The 15007-nt window shown below is 65.2% G+C and carries 9 protein-coding genes; 7 read left to right on the forward strand and 2 right to left on the reverse strand.

Annotation, left to right across the window (positions count from 1 at the left end):
* Nucleotides 1–91 precede the first annotated feature (91 nt).
* Nucleotides 92–2860, forward strand: a complete 2769-nt coding sequence (locus AC1MGT_RS13925; protein ID WP_499500667.1) for a M16 family metallopeptidase — start codon at nt 92–94, stop codon at nt 2858–2860.
* 79 nt (nt 2861–2939) lie between these two features.
* Here AC1MGT_RS13925 and AC1MGT_RS13930 read toward each other — a convergent pair whose 3' ends face one another.
* On the reverse strand, nt 2940–3926 hold the full coding sequence (locus tag AC1MGT_RS13930; RefSeq protein ID WP_258837322.1) for an LLM class flavin-dependent oxidoreductase: 987 nt from the start codon (nt 3924–3926) through the stop codon (nt 2940–2942).
* Between the two features lie 80 nt (nt 3927–4006).
* On the opposite strand from AC1MGT_RS13930, the gene AC1MGT_RS13935 reads away from it, so the two are divergent.
* The 6 genes from AC1MGT_RS13935 to AC1MGT_RS13960 all read left to right on the forward strand — a co-directional run bounded on the left by AC1MGT_RS13935 (nt 4007) and on the right by AC1MGT_RS13960 (nt 14003).
* On the forward strand, nt 4007–5149 hold the full coding sequence (locus AC1MGT_RS13935; RefSeq protein ID WP_499500668.1) for a serine hydrolase domain-containing protein: 1143 nt from the start codon (nt 4007–4009) through the stop codon (nt 5147–5149).
* Nucleotides 5150–5317: 168 nt separating this feature from the next.
* Complete coding sequence (locus tag AC1MGT_RS13940; protein WP_499500669.1) at nt 5318–5974, forward strand: hypothetical protein; 657 nt, start codon at nt 5318–5320, stop codon at nt 5972–5974.
* Nucleotides 5975–6159: 185 nt separating this feature from the next.
* Nucleotides 6160–7539, forward strand: a complete 1380-nt coding sequence (locus AC1MGT_RS13945) for an HD-GYP domain-containing protein (RefSeq protein ID WP_499500670.1) — start codon at nt 6160–6162, stop codon at nt 7537–7539.
* Between the two features lie 182 nt (nt 7540–7721).
* Nucleotides 7722–10355 (forward strand): TonB-dependent receptor, encoded by a 2634-nt coding sequence (locus AC1MGT_RS13950; protein WP_499500671.1) that lies wholly within the window; start codon nt 7722–7724, stop codon nt 10353–10355.
* Between the two features lie 46 nt (nt 10356–10401).
* The gene (locus AC1MGT_RS13955) at nt 10402–12702 is read left to right on the forward strand and encodes a family 20 glycosylhydrolase (protein ID WP_499500672.1); all 2301 of its coding nucleotides are present in this window, start codon (nt 10402–10404) and stop codon (nt 12700–12702) included.
* Entirely contained in the window at nt 12699–14003 is a 1305-nt protein-coding gene (locus tag AC1MGT_RS13960) for an MFS transporter (RefSeq protein WP_499500673.1), read from the forward strand. Before AC1MGT_RS13955 ends, AC1MGT_RS13960 begins: the two co-directional genes overlap by 4 nt.
* On the opposite strand, the gene AC1MGT_RS13965 is transcribed toward AC1MGT_RS13960, so the two are convergent.
* Nucleotides 14000–14986 carry a helix-turn-helix domain-containing protein gene (locus AC1MGT_RS13965; protein ID WP_499500674.1) on the reverse strand — a complete coding sequence of 329 codons (987 nt, stop codon included), beginning with the start codon at nt 14984–14986 and terminating at the stop codon, nt 14000–14002. The two genes, AC1MGT_RS13960 and AC1MGT_RS13965, sit on opposite strands and share 4 nt — an antisense overlap.
* Nucleotides 14987–15007 lie beyond the last annotated feature (21 nt).

Below are 15007 nucleotides of genomic sequence, written 5' to 3' on the forward strand. Positions count from 1 at the left end.
TCTCCGTGAGACATGCATACGCTGTTTTGTTTGTTGACTAACTGAAACGTGCCTAGAATGGTTCTTTCCCGACCCATTCAGGAGGCGCAGCATGGCAGTTCCCGTTCGTCGCACCACTTACCTCGCGGCAGCGCTTGCGCTGATGTTCGGTGTATCCACGCTGCAGGCCGCGCCAGTCTCCCCAGCCAGCACGCCGGACATCCCGATCCCGGACATCAAGTACACCAAGTTCACGCTCAAGAACGGCTTGACCGTGCTGGTGCACGAAGATCGCAAGACGCCAGTGGTGGCCGTGAATACCTGGTACCACGTTGGCTCGAAGAACGAGCAGCGGGGCAAGACCGGCTTTGCGCACCTGTTCGAACACCTGATGTTCAGCGGCAGCGACAACTTCAAGAAGACCTACCTGAATGCGATGGAGCAGGTCGGCGCGACTGACCTGAACGGCACCACCAGCCAGGACCGCACGAATTACTTCCAGAACGTGCCGACCTCGATGCTCGACTATGCGCTGTTCGCCGAGAGCGACCGCATGGGTTACCTGCTGGGCACGGTCGACAAGACGAAACTCGACATCCAGCGCGGCGTCGTGCAGAACGAAAAGCGCCAGGGCGAGAACCAGCCCTACGGCATCGCCTACGAGCTGCTGGTGGAGAACACCTATCCGGTCGGCCACCCGTATTCCTGGACCGTGATCGGCAAGATGGCCGATCTCGACGCGGCCTCGATGACGGACGTGCAGGACTGGTTCAAGCAGAACTATGGCCCGAACAACACGGTGCTGGTGCTGTCGGGCGATATCTCGCCGGAAGAAGCGCGCAAGAAGGTCGAGCAATACTACGGCGCGATTCCGCCGGGCCCGCCATTGGCCAAGCACGATACCTGGATCGCCAAGCGCACCGGCACGCACCGCACGCTGGCGCAGGACCGCGTGCCGCAAACGCGCATCTACCGTACCTGGAACGTACCGGGCGCGAACACGCCCGAAGAAGCGCTGCTCGACCTGGGCGCGCGCGTGCTGGGCGGCGGCAAGACGTCGCGCCTGTACAAGCGCCTGGTCTACAAGGATCAACTGGCCACCAGCGCTACGGCAAGCGACGATTCGTCGGAAATTGGCGGCCAGTTCGACCTGACGCTGACGGCCCGCCCCGGCGCCGATGTGAAAAAGATGGAACAAGCGGCCGACGACGAACTGCGCGCGCTGATGAAAAGCGGCCCGACGGACGCCGAGCTGCGCCTGGCCAAGACCACGATCCTGGCGCAGTACACGCGCATGATCGAGCGCGTTGGTGGCTTCGGTGGCAAGAGCGACCTCCTGGCCTCGTGCCAGACCTTCACCGGTAACCCGGACTGCTACAAGGTCTATCTGCAGCGCATCAAGGACGCCACGCCGGCCACGGTGAAAAAGGCGATGAACGACTGGCTCAGTGACGGCGACTACGTGCTGCAGATCGATCCGTTCCCGACCGGCCTGGCCGCCACCGACACGGGGCTCGATCGCAGCAAGGAACCGGTCGCCGGCAAGGCGATGTCCCTCAAATTGCCGCCGATGCAGCGCATCACGCTGTCCAACGGCCTGAAGGTCGTGCTGGCCGAGCGCCATGAAGCACCGGTCGTCAATCTGCAGATGATGGTCGACAGCGGTTATTCGGCTGACAGCGCCGCCTTGCCGGGCGTGGCCAGCCTCACGCTGCGCATGCTCGAAGAAGGTACGGCCACGCGCAAGTCGCTCGAGATCGGCGAAGAACTCGAACGCCTGGGCGCGACCTTTGGCGCCAGCATCAATCTCGATGGCGCCTTTGTCGGCATGAATTCGCTCAAGGCGACGCTGCCGCAGGCGCTCGGCCTGTACGCGGACCTGGTGCGCAACCCGGCGTTCCCGCAGAACGAATTTGCGCGCCTGCAGAAAGACCGCCTGGCCGCGATCGCACGCGAGAAGGTCGATCCGCAGGGCATCGCGCTGCGCGTCGTGCCGGCGCTGATGTACGGCCAGGGCCACGTGTATGCGCGCACCGCCAACGGTACCGAGGACGCCGTGGGCCGCATGACCCGGGGCGACCTGGCCAATTACCACGCAACCTGGTTCAAGCCGAACAACGCGACGCTGCTGGTCGTGGGCGACACGACGCTGGCCGAGATCACGCCGCTGCTCGAGAAAACGTTCGGCGGCTGGAAGGGCGGCGAGGTGCCGAAGAAGGTGATCGCCACCGTGCCTGCACCGACCAAGCCGCTCGTGTACCTGATCGACCGGCCGGGCGCGCTGCAAAGCGTGATTGTCGGCGCGCAACTGGCGCCGCCGCGTAACAGCCCCGAGTCGCTGCCGCTGGAAATCGTCAACGACGTGTTCGGCGGCACCTTCAGCTCGCGCATCAACATGAACCTGCGTGAAGACAAGCACTGGTCGTATGGCGTACGCAGCCTGGTGCAGCCGGCCGTCGGCCAGCGCACGTTCATGAGCATTTCGCCGGTGCAGACCGACAAGACCGGCGATGCGCTCAAGGAACTGGTGCGCGAATACAAGGGCGTGGCGGGTGAGCGCCAGATCACCGGCGCCGAGCTGAAATTCGCGCAGGACAACCGCACGCTGCGCCTGCCAGGCAGCTTCGAGACGGCCGGCCAGCTGGGCGGCGCCTACACGACCATCGTGCAATACGGTCTGCCGGACGACTACTACAACACCTACACCGAGAAGGCGCTGGCGCTCACGCCGGAGCACGCCAATACCCTGGCCGCGCGCAGCTTCCTGACCGATCGCCTGGTGTGGGTCGTGGTGGGGGACATGAGCAAGGTCGAGAAGGATGTGCGCGCGCTGAACCTGGGTGAGGTGCGCCGCATCGATGCGGATGGCAAGCCCTTGTAATCACGTGGCATGAACATAAAAAAGCCCACCCGGCACGCGCCGGGTGGGCTTTTTTATCGTTGAAACATCAGCGCTGGTATCAGCTGTTGCGCCGGATATCGGCCGTGATCTCGTACGCATGCAGGCGCGCTGCGTGGTCGTAGATCTGCGACGTGATCATCATCTCGTCCGGCTTGGTCTTGTCGATGAACGCGTGCAGCTGGGCGGCCACGGTGTCGCGCGAGCCGATCGCCGAGCAGGCCAGCACGCTGTCGAGCATCATGCGCTCGGGCGTGTCCAGCGCTTCCAGGTAACCGCTGACAGGCGGCTTGAGTTTGCCCGGATTGCCCGTGCGCAGGGCAACAAACGCCTGCTGCATCGACGTAGCCAGCAGATGCGCTTCTTCGTCGGTGTCAGCTGCGAACACATTAAAACCGAGCATGACGTACGGCTCGGCCAGCTGCGCCGATGGACGGAAGTTGCTGCGGTACATGTCAATCGCCTGCATCATCATCTGCGGCGCGAAGTGCGACGCGAATGCATACGGCAGGCCGAGGTGCGCCGCCAGTTGCGCGCCGAACAGGCTCGAACCGAGAATCCACAGCGGCACGTCCAGGCCTGCGCCCGGCACGGCAAGCACCTGCCGGCGGCTTGAACCGGCGAAGTAATCCATCAGTTCCACGACGTCCTGCGGGAACTCGTCGGCATCCGACGCCAGGTTGCGGCGCAGCGCGCGCGCCGTGGTATGGTCGGAGCCAGGCGCGCGGCCCAAGCCAAGATCGATCCGGCCCGGATGAAGCGACGCGAGCGTGCCGAATTGTTCGGCGATCACGAGCGGTGAATGATTCGGCAGCATGATGCCGCCGGCGCCCACGCGGATCGTGGACGTGCCGGCCGCCACATGGGCGATCAGTACCGCCGTGGCGGCGCTCGCAATGCCCGGCATGCCGTGGTGTTCGGCGAGCCAGTAACGGTTGTAGCCCCAGCGTTCGCCATGCTGGGCGAGGTCGAGGGAGCTTTTGAAGGAAGTTGCCGCATCGCTGCCTTGAACGATCGGCGAGAGGTCGAGTATCGATAAAGGGATCATGGAACAATGATACGCCGATGCGAAAAAACGCGTGCAACGGTGCCCAAAACTGCACTCGTCGCTTGTCAAACCATGTCGTCATGAGCGTGCAAAAAGGCTTCAACAGGCATCATCTGGCTGCAATCGACGCTGCCATCGGTGCTGCCATCGCGGCCCGCTCGCTGCCCGGCGCAGTGTATTGGCTCGAACGCGGCGCCGCACATGTCGAGCGCGCCTACGGGCGGCTCGACTTCGGGCCGGCTGCCGTGCCCGTCACTGTCGACACCGTGTTTGACGTCGCCTCGCTGACGAAAGTGCTGGTGACGGCGCCGGCGATCCTGCTGCTGCACGAAGCTGGCCAGATCGACCTCGAAGCGCCACTGCTGCGCTATCTTCCTGACTGCGCAGGCGGCGGCAAGGACACGATCACGGTGCGCCAGTTGCTGACGCATACGTCGGGCTTGCTGGCTGGGTTACCGGCCAGTCCGGCGTGGCAGGGCAGGGAGGCGGCGCTGCTGCTGGCCTCGCTCGAGCGCGTGACGCATGTGCCAGGCAGTGTCTTTCGCTATTCGGACATCAATTACATCCTGCTTGGCCTGCTGGTCGAACGCGTGGCTGGCATGCCGCTGGATGCGTTTGCCGAGCAACGCATTTTTGCGCCACTGCGCATGCCGGACACCGGCTATCGGCCGCTGGCGCGCGGCGATGGGCGAACGATCGCACCCACCCAGCGTGGTGCGGTAGATGCCAATGCCGTGCTGTCGAAAGCGCAGCGCGGTCTGGCGCCCGGCGCCGTGCTGCAAGGCCAGGTGCATGATCCGACGGTGCGCCGGATGGGCGGCGTGGCCGGCTCGGCCGGTGTATTTTCGACCGCGCGGGATGTCGCGCGCTTTGCCCGCATGCTGCTTGCGGGCGGTGAACTCGATGGCGTGCGCGTGCTGCATGCCGACAGCGTGCGCCGGCTCTGCACCGCGCAGTCGCCACCAGGCGTCGCCGCCCTGCGCGGCATGGGCATGGACATCGATTCGCCATTTGCACGCCGGCCGCGGGGCCGGCATTACCGGCTGGGCAGCTACGGGCACACGGGCTTTACCGGCTGCATCCTGTGGATCGACCCACAATCGCAAAGCTTTTATGTTTTTCTATCCAATCGGGTGTATCCGGACGATCGCAACAGCATCCTGCCGCTCTACGCCGAGCTCGGAACGCTATCGGCAGAAGCCGTATTATCAGCTCAACAATAAACAAAAAAATGCGTGCAATTGGAGGCAATTTGCATGATGTTGGGCGACGATTTAATATTTCCGAGCGGTATTGTGCGCGCCCATATTGACGGTCACCGTACACTGATTTCATGACTTGACGCAATGATGTGTCGGGCACGCGATACAAAACATATTGAGGAGAACACCATGAACAAGCTACTCAAAGGAATGATCGGCGCATCGCTGACGGTTGCCATGCTGGGTGCTACTGCAGTCCATGCACAGACGAGCACCACCGCAGGCGCCACGGGTCGCACCGGCACTGCAACCGGCGCCACCACGGGCACCGGCATGGCAGGCACGTCGGGCCAGGTCGGTAGCCAGACCGGCAGCAGCATGCAGGATTCGACGGGCCGCTCGTCGATGAGCGCCACCGGCACCAGCAGCATGACGCCGCAAAACGATCGCCGCAGCAGCACCAGCCCGATGACGGGCACAACCGGTTCGGCGGGCGTCGTTGACAGCCGCGCAGGCACGGTCGGCGCCACGGGCCGTACCGGCACCAGCGGCACCACGGGCGTGACCGGCAGCACGAGCGGCGCAATGGGTAACAGTGGCATGACCGGCGTGACCGGCAGCGCTACCGGTACCACTGGTACCACCGGCGTGACGGGCAGCACCAGCGGCGCGACTGGCACCACCGGCATGACCGGTACGATGGGCAACGGCACGACCGGCGTGACCGGCAGCACCAGCGGTGCAGCAGGCACTGGTACCACTGGTACCACGGGCACGACCGGTACTGGCACCGGCACGACCGGCACCGGTACGGGCACCACCGGCACCACCGGCCGCGGTTATTGATAGCACCAGCAATGCGTCAGCAATAAGGGTGGCTTAGCCGCCGCCAGCACAACACCGGCCTCGCGCCGGTGTTGTCGTTTCATCTGTGGTATCCGTGCCGCATCGGTTGTCAATATTGTGGTGCGGGTGATTTTCCAAGGATGTTGTGGCGTACCATTCATAATTATTGCTATACGGAACTAATTATGATGCACCCCGACGCGCCGCAGGAGATGCTGGCCCCCAGCGCCATGAAGCTCTCCGAGCTGATTGGCGCGTTGAGCTATGCGCTCGACATTACCGAAGGCCAGCCTGCTGGCCACTGCGTGCGCTGCTGCTGGATCGGAATGCATATCGGCCGTGTTGCGGGCCTGAATGACGACCAGTTGTGGGAGCTGTATTACACGCTGCTTCTGAAGGACCTGGGCTGCAGCAGCAATGCCGCCCGCATCTGCGAGCTGTACCTGACGGACGATCTCGACTTCAAGCGCAGTTTCAAGACGGTGGGTGACAGCCTGCCGCAGGTGCTCGGTTTCGTGCTCAAGCACACCGGCCTGAAAGCCGGCCTGGCAGAACGGTTCCGCAGCGTGATGACCATCCTGCGCGACGGCCCCGAGATCGCCCAGGGCCTGATCGCCACCCGCTGCCAGCGTGGCGCCGACATCGCGCGTCTGTTGCGCTTCCCGGAAGGCGTGGCCGAAGGCATTTATTCGCTCGACGAACACGTGAATGGCAAGGGCAAGCCAGCCCAGCTCGCGGGCGATGCGATCCCCGTGTATGCGCGCATTGCGCTGCTGGCGCAAGTGATCGACGTATTCCACACCGATGGCGGGCGCGAGGCCGCGCTGCACGAAGCCACCGCGCGCGCCGGCAGCTGGTTCGATCCGCGGCTGGTCGCGGCGTTCGAGCAGGTCGCGCTGGAGGATGCCTTCTGGCGCAAGCTGGCCGCGCCGGACCTGGATCGCGCCGTGTTCGCACTGGAGCCGGCCGGCCACGAAGTCGCGCTCGACGAAGACTACCTCGACGATATCGCCACCGCCTTCGGCCAGGTGGTCGACGCCAAGAGCCCGTACACGAGCGGCCACAGTGCACGCGTGGCGCTGTACACCGACATGATCGGCGAGGCGCTCGGGCTGTCGGCGCAGCGGCGTCGCTGGCTCAAGCGTGGTGCGCTGCTGCACGATGTCGGCAAGCTGGGCGTGAGCAACAGCGTGCTCGACAAAGCTGGCTCGCTCGACCGCGACGAATGGACCGCCGTGCGCCAGCACGCCGAATACACCGAAACCATCCTGGGCCGCATCGCGGCGTTTGCCGAACTGGCGTCGATTGCCGGTGCCCACCACGAGCGCCTCGACGGCAATGGCTACCCGCGCGGGTTACATGCCGACGACATCCGGTTGGAGACGCGCATCATCACCACTGCCGACATTTTCGACGCCATCACCGCCGAGCGCCCGTACCGCGGCGCGATCCCGATCCCGCAGGCGCTCGAGATGATGGAAAAGACCGTGGGCACCGCGCTCGACCCGGCCTGCTTCGATGCGCTCAGGCGCGGGTTGGCGCTGGTGCCGTTCCCGACGCCCTGAATCTGCCGCCAGGTTCCGCCTGCCACAGTCACATGTCAGTGTGATGAATTCCTCTTCCGGATAGCAAGATTTGACAAACACGGCATCCCGGATGCCACCACAATGCGCTCACTGAGAGCCTGTCCGGATTGCTTGGGACAGGCTCCAATACCCGATAGCCAACCTGGTTTTTTGGAGCGCACATGAATGAGTTGAAGGCACGGCAGTATCAGCGGACCGCGATCGCAGCGGCAGTGACAATCCTGGCGATGAGCGGGGCAGGCGCGCAGGAAGCGCCGGAGCTGGCGCCGCAGACCGTGGTGGTGACGGGCGTGCGTGCTGCGCTCGAACAGTCGCTGCGCCAGAAGCGCGACAGCGATGCCGTCGTCGAGGTGGTCACTGCGGAAGACATCGGCAAGATGCCCGATAAAAACGTGGCCGATGCCATCTCCCGCCTGCCCGGCGTGAACACGCAATCATCCGCCGGCGGCGAAGGCGGCTTCGGCGAAAACGACCGCGTCAGCCTGCGCGGCACCAGCCCGAGCCTGCAGCAGACACTGTTCAACGGCCACGCGATCAGCACCGGCGACTGGTTCGTGCTGAACCAGATCGGTGGCAATGTCGGTCGCTCGAGCAGCTTCTCGCTGCTGCCGTCCGAGCTGGTCGGCTCGATCGTGGTCCAGAAAAGCCCGACCGCCGATCTGGTCGAAGGCGGCGTTTCCGGCGCCATCAACGTCATCACGCGCCGCCCGCTCGACTTCCGCCAGCAGCTCACCGTCGAAGGCTCGGTCCAGGCCAACTACAACGACTTGTCCGGTGAGACCAAGCCGCATCTGTCGGGCCTCGTGAACTGGAAGAACGCCGCCAACACGGCCGGTATCCTGATCCAGGGGTTCTCCGAGAAATCATCCGTGCGGCGCGATGGCCAGGAAATCCTTGGCTACACCCCGATCAGCGCGACCAGCGCGGCGGCGCTCGCCAACCCGGCGCTGGCCGGCGTGGTCGTGCCGACCTTCATCGGCGCCGCGCTGTTCGAGCAGGAGAAGAAGCGCGAAGGCGGCGCGTTCGACATCGAGGTGCGCCCGAACCGCGACCTGACGCTGGACTTCAATGGCTTTTATTCGAAGCTCGAAGCGCCGCACCAGAACACCAACTGGCTGGCCGCGCCGGCCAACTCGATCAACAGCCTGAACCTGATTCCCATCAATCCGGTCGTGCGCAACAACACGCTGGTGGCGGCCGAATTCACGCGCAACGCGGGCGAGGTCGACAACATCTACCGTCCGGATGCGGGCGGCGAATCGTGGTATCTGGACTTCAATGGCAAGTGGCGCGTCAACGAGCGTTTCTCGCTGTCGGGCAAGCTGGGCAAGACCCACGGCGTGGGCTGGGACCGCGACGACGTCTACTACCAGAACAATGTCGACGGCGGCATGGTGTACGGCTTGAACGGGCTTTCGCCGGCATCGGTCAGCTACCCCGGCGGCAACACGGTCTCGCCCGGCTCGACTGCCTGGGCCGGCGGCGGCGAATCGCAGTCGGTGGACAAGGAACAGTACGCGCAGCTCGACGGCGAACTGCGCCTGGACAATCCAACGTTCCAGGCCGTGCGCTTTGGCGCGCGCTGGACCGATCACCAGCGCACCGCCGAGCATCCACTGGAAACCCGCCCCGGCCCGCTGGGCTTTTCCAATCCGGGCCCGGCCTGGAACGGCCAGCTGTACCCGAGCGACTTCGCCAGTGACCTGGGCGGCAATCTCGCATCGAACTACTTCAAGTACGACGGCGCAGCATTGGGTGCCTGGGGCGCAATCCCCGGCAACCGTCTGCTCGACTACGTGCTGCGCCATAACTGGATGAACGAATTCGAAGTGGGCGAGAAAACGGCGGCGCTGTACGGCATGGTCGACTTTGGCGGCGACGGCTGGAGCGGCAACGTCGGCCTGCGCGCTGTCGAGACGCGCCAGAACACGATCGTCAGTCTGCCGGGCGGTCCGGCGCCGATCACCGGTTCGGCCTTCGGCGCCTACACGCCGACGACGTTCAAGCGCACCTACCGCGACTACCTGCCAAGCGCCAACCTGAAGTACAACGTGACGCCCGACCTGGTACTGCGCACGGCGCTGGCCAAGACCATCGCGCGCCCTGACTACAGCGCGCTAGGTGGCTCGGTGTCGCTGAACGACGACGCGCTGAGCGGCAACGGCGGCAACGTCAATTTAGAGCCGGTGCGCTCGACCAACTTCGACATCGGCGCCGAGTGGTATTACGCGCCAAAGGCGCTGCTGTCGGCGGGCCTGTTCTACATGGACCTGCGCTCGATCGTGGCGCAGGGCACGTCCACCGGCACCTATTACAACAACAAGCGCAGCACGCTGACCGAGTACCAGATCACGTCGCCGTACAACACGAGCGGACGCAATCGCGGCGTGGAGCTGAGTTGGCAGCAGCCGGTGGCGCGCGACTTCGGCTTCCTGGTCAACTACACGTTCGCCGACGGTGAACTCGACGATGGCGGTGAACTCATCAACTCGTCGCGCAACACCTACAACGTGACCGGCTACTTCGAGAACGAACGCTTCTCGGCGCGCCTGGCCTACAACTGGCGCTCGAAGTACAAGGCCGGCGTGGACCGTGGCGCGAGCCAGCACGTGGACGACATGCCGTCGCTGGCCGGCTCCGTCAACGTCAAGCTGAGCGATCGCTTTACGCTCACGTTCGACGCGCTCAATCTCACCAACGAGACCATCAAGATGTACGCCGAAAACGAGGACCGGCCACGCGCCTTCTACTCGAACGGCCGTACCTTCTACCTCGGCCTGCGCGGCAAGCTGTAATCAGCCCAGGGGCGGCTTCGGCCGCCCCGCCTTCACCTGGATACCCATGACGGACCGATCCGATGGCGGCCCGGCGATCCACATCGCCTGGGAATGCCTGAGCAATTTCATACGCGACGACGCGTTCAGCGCGCGTCTCGTGCTGCGCAACGATGGCGGTGCGCCCATCGCACCCGGCTGGACGCTGTGCTTCAACACCTGTCGCAAGATCCTGGCCGAGACAGTCAGTGCCGGTTACACCATCGCGCACGTCAATGGCGACCTGTTCGCGCTGTCGATGCCGGGGGGCGATGCCTGGCTGCCGGGGCAGACACACACGCTCGACTACGAAGCGCTGCACTGGGCGATCAGCATCACCGATGCACCGCTGGGTTTTTACCTGCTGCCGGGGCAGGGCGGCGCGGCCGTCGATCTGGGTGACCCGGCCATTGCGCCGTTCGTGCGGCCCGAACAGCGGCACCGCAAACGGGGTGACACGGTGCCCACCGCTGATGCGGCCTGGCGCTTTGCGCAGAACGCGGCGCTGTCGACTCTGCCCGAGGCCGAGGTCGGGCGCATCACACCGCGTCCACGCTCGGCGCGCTTTACTGGCGGCCAGTATCGTCTGGGGCGCGACGCGTCGATCGTGCATGGAGCAGGGCTGGACAATGAAGTGCGGTTCCTGCGCGCGTTGCTGGCCGACCTGCCGCCGGGGGAGGGCGTGGTGACGCTCGCCATCGGGCCGGTCGCTGAACCCGGGCACGAAGCGTACTCGCTCGAGATCATCGATCAGGGCGTGGCGCTCACGGGTGCCAGCGCGCACGGCGTCTTCAACGGCCTGCAAAGCCTGGCGCAGCTGGCGTCGCCCGATGGCGCGCTGCCGCTGGGCGCGGTGCAGGATGCGCCGCGCTACGCCTATCGGGGCATGATGCTCGACGTTGCCCGCCACTTCTCCAGCGTCGACACCGTGCTGCGCCTGCTCGACTGCATGGCCGCGTATAAACTCAACCGCTTCCATTTTCACCTGACCGACGACGAGGGCTGGCGCCTGGCGATTGCCGCCTTGCCGGAATTGACCGCCATCGGCGCGCATCGTGGCGTCGGAGATTGTTTACCACCGTCGTTCGGCTCTGGCGCCGCCGTCGATACATCCAGCGGCAGCGGCTTTTATACGGCCGACCAGTTCGTCACGATCCTGCGCCATGCGAAAGCGCGCCACATCGACGTCATCCCCGAATTTAATCTGCCGGGCCACGCGCGCGCGGCGGTCGAAGCGATGCGCGTGCGCCATGCGCGCCTTGTGGCAGCGGGCGACCTTGCCGGCGCCGAGGAATATCTGCTCAGCGACCCAGCCGACACGTCCGCCTATGAATCGGTGCAGCTGTGGCACGACAACGTGATGTGCATCGCGCTGCCGTCGGTCGACCGCTTCATCGACACCGTCGTCACTGAAGTGGCGGCGCTGTACCGCGCAGCAGATGCACCGCTGCAGGTGCTGCACACGGGCGGCGACGAAGTCCCTGGCGGCGCCTGGGTCGGTTCGCCCGTCTGCCAGGCCAGCATGCGCGCGCATGGGTGGACGGATGTGCGCGCGTTGCGCGACGACTTCCAGGCGCGCTGCCGCACGATCCTGGCGCGTCATGGCATCGCGTTTGCGGGCTGGGAAGAAACGGCACTGACACCCCGCGCTGATGGCATGCTGGCACCCGACTGGCGCCAGGCCGGGCGTGATTTTCACGTCTACGTCTGGAACAACGGCGGCTTGCCGCACGAACGCGATTGCGCCACCGAACTTGCCGCTGCCGGTTTCGACGTCGTGCTGGCCAATGCCACCAGCCTGTATTTCGATTTCGCCCACGCCAAGCATCCGCTGGAACCGGGCTACTACTGGGCCGGTTTCGTCGGCACGCGCGATGCATTCGACTTGGCCCCAAGCGCCGGCATCACGGGCCTGCAGGGCCAGCTCTGGGGCGAGAACGTGTGCTCGCGCGCGCGGCTCGAGTATCTGGCGATGCCGCGCCTGCTCGGGCTGGCCGAACGCGCGTGGTCGCCACCGGAGAGTCATCCGGACTGGAACGAATTTGCCAATCGCCTTGGCCGGCGCGAATTGCCGCGCCTTGATCGCCATGGCTGGCACTACCGCCTGCCGCCACCGGGCGCCCGCGTGGAGAACGGCATGCTGCAGGCGAATACCGCCTTTCCCGGCCTGGGCCTGCATTACACTGTCGATGGATCCGACCCTGATACCACCAGTCCGCGCTACGCCGACCCGGTGCCTGTGCGTGGCGTGCGCGTCGTGAAACTGGCCAGCATCGACACGCACGGTCGCGTGAGCCGCATCGTCACCCTACATCTGGAATCGCCATGAACGAGACGCTGGTCGCTGCCCCGGTCCACCATGCGCCACGGCGCCATCCGCTGTCGTGGGTACCCACGCTGTACCTGGCGCAGGGCTTGCCGTTCTATGCGGTGGCGCTGGTCGCCGGCCAGATGCTCAAGAGCATGGGCGTGCCGAACGACCAGATCGCCCGCTGGACGGGCCTGCTTGGCCTGGCCTGGGCCTTCAAGGCGCTGTGGAGTCCGTTCCTGGAACTGGCGCCGAGCCGGCGCATGGCCGTCGTCACCTGCCAGATCTTCGGCGGCGCCTGCCTGGCAATGGTTGCGCTGGCCCTGCAACTGCCGATGTGGTTTGCCTTGTGCCTGGCGCTGCTGGCGATCGTGTCGCTGGCCTCGAGCACCCATGACATCGTCGCCGACGGCATCTATATCAGCAGCCTGACAGCGCGCGAGCAGGCGGCCTATGCCGGCTGGCAGGGCGCCTTCTTCAATGCCGCCAAATTTCTCTCGCTCGGTGGCCTCTTGATCCTGGCGGGCGAACTCGAAGAACGGTTTGGCATCGCTTCTGCCTGGACCGTCGTGTTCCTGCTGCTCGGCGGCCTGATGGTGACGCTGGGCCTGTACCACTGGCACGCGCTGCCGGCCACGCCCAAGCTCGCGGGGCGGATCCGTCATGCGCGCGACGTGCAGGCCACGCTGGTCGACGTGTTCAAGACATTCTTTGCCAAGCGCGGCATCTGGATGGCGATCCTGTTCATCATCCTGTTTCGCGCCGGGGAAGGGCAGATCCAGTCGATTGGCCCATTGTTCCTGCGCGACGCGCGCGAGGCCGGTGGCCTGGGGTTGACCACCGCTCAGGTGGGCTGGGTGTATGGCACGGTGGGCACCGCGGCCTTTTTGATTGGCAGCATTGCGGGCGGCTACTTCACGGCCTGGCTGGGTCTCAAGCGCGCATTGCCACTGCTGATCCTGGCGATGAACGTGCCTAATGCCGTGTTCTGGTACCTGAGCGATGCGCAACCCGTCTCGATGCCGCTGATCGTCAGTGCGCTGGGGCTCGAGATGTTTGGCTACGGATTCGGCTTTGTCGGCGTGATCCTGTTCATCATGCAGGTGGTGGCCAGCGGCCCGTACCAGGCGGCGCACTACGCGCTGGGCACCGGTTTCATGCAACTGGGTTTTGTGCTGTTTCGCACGATCAGCGGCGACATCCAGCAGGCGCTGGGTTATCGGGATTTCTTTCTGTGGGTGCTGGTGGCGGCGCTGCCGGTGCTGGTGCTGAGCCGCTTCATGCGCATCGAGGCGCCGGATAACGCGGTGGAGAACAACTAGCGCCGCTTGACCGGCAGGGCCAGCCAGCCCTGCCACCGGCCATCTTCGGTGCGCGCGACCTTCTGGACATGGGGCCGCGTCGCATCGAGCCGCCACACGCTCTGGTGCTCGAGCCAGTCTTCGTACATCGCCCGAAAGCGCGGCCACTCGCCGTGAAATTCAAGGATCGCTACCATCCCGGCCGGCAGCACGCGCAGCCCCAGGCCCGGGTCGGCCAGCACGCCGGCGTCAAAGCCGAAGTCGTAGCAGTATTCGCGCTCGCCCGTAAACCCCGGATCTTCGTCAAATACGCCGTACCACGGCGCCCCGCGTGGAATGCCGGCGCTTTCCTGTGCGCAGATGAAGGCATTGCAGGCCAGCGACAGCGCCGCGCCGGACTGGCCGAAGAAGCGCTGGTAGCGCAGCTGCAGGGCCGGCAACTGGCGCAGCGTGACGCGCGCGGCAACGCTGCCCGGTACGGGCGCGCAGTAAGGGGTGTTCAGCGCGGTGAGTTCCCCCGGCTCGGCGACAAAAAAACTGACATCGCTTTCGCGCCCGACCTGGGCATCCATGTAGATGCGCCAGCCGCCGTCGCGCCAGGATTTGGCCGGCATGCCGAACTGCTGGCGGAAGGCCTTGGCGAACGCTGCATTGGACGGAAAGCCGCAATCCTGCGCGATGCGCCCGACCGGTACGTCCGGCTCGTGGCGCAGCAGGTGGGCGGCGCGGCGCAGGCGCCGCTTGCGCTGGTACTCCACCGCCGAAAAGCCCGTCAGTTCACGGAAGATGCGGTCGAAGTGGTAGCTCGAATAACTGGCTGACGCGGCCAGGCTGCCCAGGGCCAGCGGATCGCCGACCGAGTCGAGCATCAGGTCCATGACTTCGTACAGGCGCGACAGACGCGAGACCGGCACCCGGGGCGCCACGCAGGCGGCAGCAGGTGACATGCGGTGCGTAAGGGTGGCGTGGGCAGCGTGGGTCAGTGGCATATCGAAGATCGTCATGACAGCGTTGATGAATTATGC

This window comes from Telluria sp. BA11, from assembly GCF_056680305.1.

Bases quoted from the DNA above. Each gene is read 5' to 3' on its own strand.
- AC1MGT_RS13925 (WP_499500667.1), top strand. From the start codon at position 92: ATGGCAGTTCCCGTTCGTCGCACCACTTACCTCGCGGCAGCGCTTGCG.
- AC1MGT_RS13930 (WP_258837322.1), bottom strand. From the start codon at position 3,926: ATGATCCCTTTATCGATACTCGACCTCTCGCCGATCGTTCAAGGCAGC.
- AC1MGT_RS13935 (WP_499500668.1), top strand. From the start codon at position 4,007: ATGAGCGTGCAAAAAGGCTTCAACAGGCATCATCTGGCTGCAATCGAC.
- AC1MGT_RS13940 (WP_499500669.1), top strand. From the start codon at position 5,318: ATGAACAAGCTACTCAAAGGAATGATCGGCGCATCGCTGACGGTTGCC.
- AC1MGT_RS13945 (WP_499500670.1), top strand. From the start codon at position 6,160: ATGATGCACCCCGACGCGCCGCAGGAGATGCTGGCCCCCAGCGCCATG.
- AC1MGT_RS13950 (WP_499500671.1), top strand. From the start codon at position 7,722: ATGAATGAGTTGAAGGCACGGCAGTATCAGCGGACCGCGATCGCAGCG.
- AC1MGT_RS13955 (WP_499500672.1), top strand. From the start codon at position 10,402: ATGACGGACCGATCCGATGGCGGCCCGGCGATCCACATCGCCTGGGAA.
- AC1MGT_RS13960 (WP_499500673.1), top strand. From the start codon at position 12,699: ATGAACGAGACGCTGGTCGCTGCCCCGGTCCACCATGCGCCACGGCGC.
- AC1MGT_RS13965 (WP_499500674.1), bottom strand. From the start codon at position 14,986: ATGACGATCTTCGATATGCCACTGACCCACGCTGCCCACGCCACCCTT.